A 2,733-nucleotide genomic window follows, 5' to 3' on the forward strand; every position below is an offset into this window, starting at 1 on the left:
GGAATAGGAAATATGATTAATAATCAGAAAAATTAATCCGTAGGGGTGGGTTTATCCGTTGAATTACATATCTAACAATAAATAATAATAAACCCACCCCCCATTACCATTAATTGTACAATTGTTTTTCATGGGTTTTTGATTATTTATGGGTTAGGGGCAGGTTTAGTTAATTCAATTATTACCATCAAAATCAATAGCGGAACCTGCCCCTACAATTTAATTACAAAAAATTAACCTGTAGAGGTGGGTTCATCCATTGAATTACAATGTCCGACAATAAATATCATAAACCCACCCCCCTATTACCATTAATTGCAGCATATTTATTTATGGGTTGGGGGCAGGTTTGGTTAATTCAATTATTCAAATCATAAGTTATTTGATGAACCTGCCCCTACAATATCAATATTAATTGCAGCATATTTATTTGTGGGTTTGGGGCAGGTTTAATTAATTTAATTCTTCCCATCATAAATTATTTGATGAACCTGCCCCTACAATATCAATATTAATCACAAAAAATAACCCGTAGGGGTGGGTTCATCCGTTAAATTATAATGTCCGACAATAAATATCATAAACCCACCCCCCATCACCATTAATTCGACAATATTTATTCATGGGTTGGGGGCAGGTTTTGTTAACTTAATTTTTCCACTCATAAATTATTTGATGAACCTGCCCCTATAATTATCAATAATGCCACAACAAAAATATTATTGGCGAACTTTTCTAGGTTTACCCGTAAACCCACTCCAACCAATTGTTAAATAACAACTGGCTAATAATAAGCTAGTTAAACCTATTCTGACACTAGACTTAACTGCTGTTATTTGCGTACTTTGTTGTGCTTTTTGTTTCTTTTGCTCTAATTGTTTTGTGAGTTCCTCGCGAATTTCTTCTGTTCTTACTTTCAGAGCAGCAGGATTATTTTTAAACTTTTCTAATTCAGCTAATTGCTCTTCATTAAGTTGCTCCTGACTAATATATTCTTCTAATCTCTGATTATTTTTAAGTAAGCTAGCTAGAGAACTTTGTCTTTCACCTAGACGTTCTTCTAATTGCTTTTGAGCAATAACAGCTTCCTCATTTAGTTTCTGAACATTTTGATTACTTTCTGCTACTGCGGTGCTAATATGTAGAGGAATTAATAGCAAAAACATAATTCCTAAAAATAAAGATAGTAAGTAAATCCAGAACTTTAAGCTATTCCAACTAACTTTTGCTTCTGGTGGGGCAATACCAAGAATCTCTTCAAAACCATAACCACAAAACATTAGAGCTATTCCTAATATTGGTAAAATACCCCGTTCAATTATCTGAGTGGTAAAGCTGAGTCGCCAGTCTATATCCCCTAAATTTAGGGGATATAAGAGTAAAACAGAGTTGATAATTGTGAAAAGTATCACGATAATACCAGCTAATTTCAAAAATTTAGTTGCTAGAGCTGGTACTGGACTAATATTACTTCCTTTCATACTTCAATTTAATAATACTGTTGTCCATAATTTTATCCTGTTTGTGGCTTTAATATAATAGAAAATACGGTTAGATAGATCGCCAAGCCCAAAATTTACCAATAGAAAAATTATTTCGAGCAACCAGAGTGAGATTAAAAGTTCTCTGAGGAAATGCTATTAATTTCTGCTTGATGGAACACTAATTATGGGGCAAAATTATCCGACTTAATACCCTATTTATCTACATATCGTTTCTGAAACTTCATAATAGCTTCATAAATAATTCCGTATTTATTCTAATTGACGCTCTTGTTTTTTCTAGCTAGGATATAGTTGTAACAAAAAAATTAAAGTAAGTTTTGAGTTTGATCAGGTGAATCAATATATCTCAATATCTCATAGATCAAAACTGCTGAGACTTAGATTTAAAGATAAGTTACTTAAGAGTTCTGATTCTATAGGTACTAATTTATAACTTGTCAACCTTAGATTTTGTAAATACCCACAAAAAACCTATGAAAAAGTTANTCCGAAAAATATATCTCAATATCTCATAGATCAAAACTGCTGAGACTTAGATTTAAAGATAAGTTACTTAAGAGTTCTGATTCTATAGGTACTAATTTATAACTTGTCAACCTTAGATTTTGTAAATACCCACAAAAAACCTATGAAAAAGTTATTAACAGCTATTGCTTCTACTGTGGTTGTAAGTATGGGATTTGCTCCAACTGCTAGAGCATTTTTCGGCTTCTCACCATCTGGATTTTCAGCGCCACCACCATCTATATTCCCAGCAGCACCACCACCACCACCATCATTTTCACCACCACCTGTTCCATCTCTATTCACGCCTCCTGCACAAGTATCACAACCAACAGAAGTTGAATATTGTAAGATATCAAACCCCATCGGTGCTGTTCAGGCATTATCAAACCCCGCTAAATTATGTGTTGCTAGTAGCGTACCAGAAGCTTTTGGTAGATTGACGACTTTCACTATGGGTAATCCCCAGCCTGCAATAGAAGCAGCACAATGTTTAAAGAATAGTTATCCTCAAGACTATAACAAGGCGTTAGAATTTGTTGATATGTCAGGTGATTGTAAGATTTATGGTGATTAATTAAAGTTTTTGTCTGAGAACCAATCTCTTTGTTCCATTTAAGTCAAATCAGAACTATTTTATTTATTAGAGTTGTTGGGAAATAACTTAGATTACAAAAAAAATAAAATGAAAACAGATATATTTAGTTAGTGATTTTATTATTTA

Annotated in this window: 2 protein-coding genes; one reads left to right on the plus strand and one right to left on the minus strand. The window is 32.9% G+C overall.

Going from position 1 to position 2,733, the window contains the following annotated elements:
- Positions 1–719 precede the first annotated feature (719 nt).
- Positions 720–1,481 (minus strand): HpsJ family protein, encoded by a 762-nt coding sequence (locus AFK68_RS02925; RefSeq protein WP_094671490.1) that lies wholly within the window; start codon positions 1,479–1,481, stop codon positions 720–722.
- Between the two features lie 652 nt (positions 1,482–2,133).
- Here AFK68_RS02925 and AFK68_RS34395 point away from each other — a divergent pair.
- Positions 2,134–2,586, plus strand: coding sequence for a hypothetical protein (locus AFK68_RS34395; protein ID WP_143437461.1), 453 nt, complete (start codon positions 2,134–2,136; stop codon positions 2,584–2,586).
- Positions 2,587–2,733 lie beyond the last annotated feature (147 nt).

The sequence above is a fragment of the Hydrocoleum sp. CS-953 genome, from assembly GCF_002260545.1.
Taxonomy (GTDB): Bacteria; Cyanobacteriota; Cyanobacteriia; order Cyanobacteriales; family Microcoleaceae; genus Trichodesmium.

Excerpts from the sequence above, each read along its gene's own strand:
- AFK68_RS34395 (WP_143437461.1), top strand. The coding sequence starts at position 2,134 with ATGAAAAAGTTATTAACAGCTATTGCTTCTACTGTGGTTGTAAGTATG.
- AFK68_RS02925 (WP_094671490.1), bottom strand. The coding sequence starts at position 1,481 with ATGAAAGGAAGTAATATTAGTCCAGTACCAGCTCTAGCAACTAAATTT.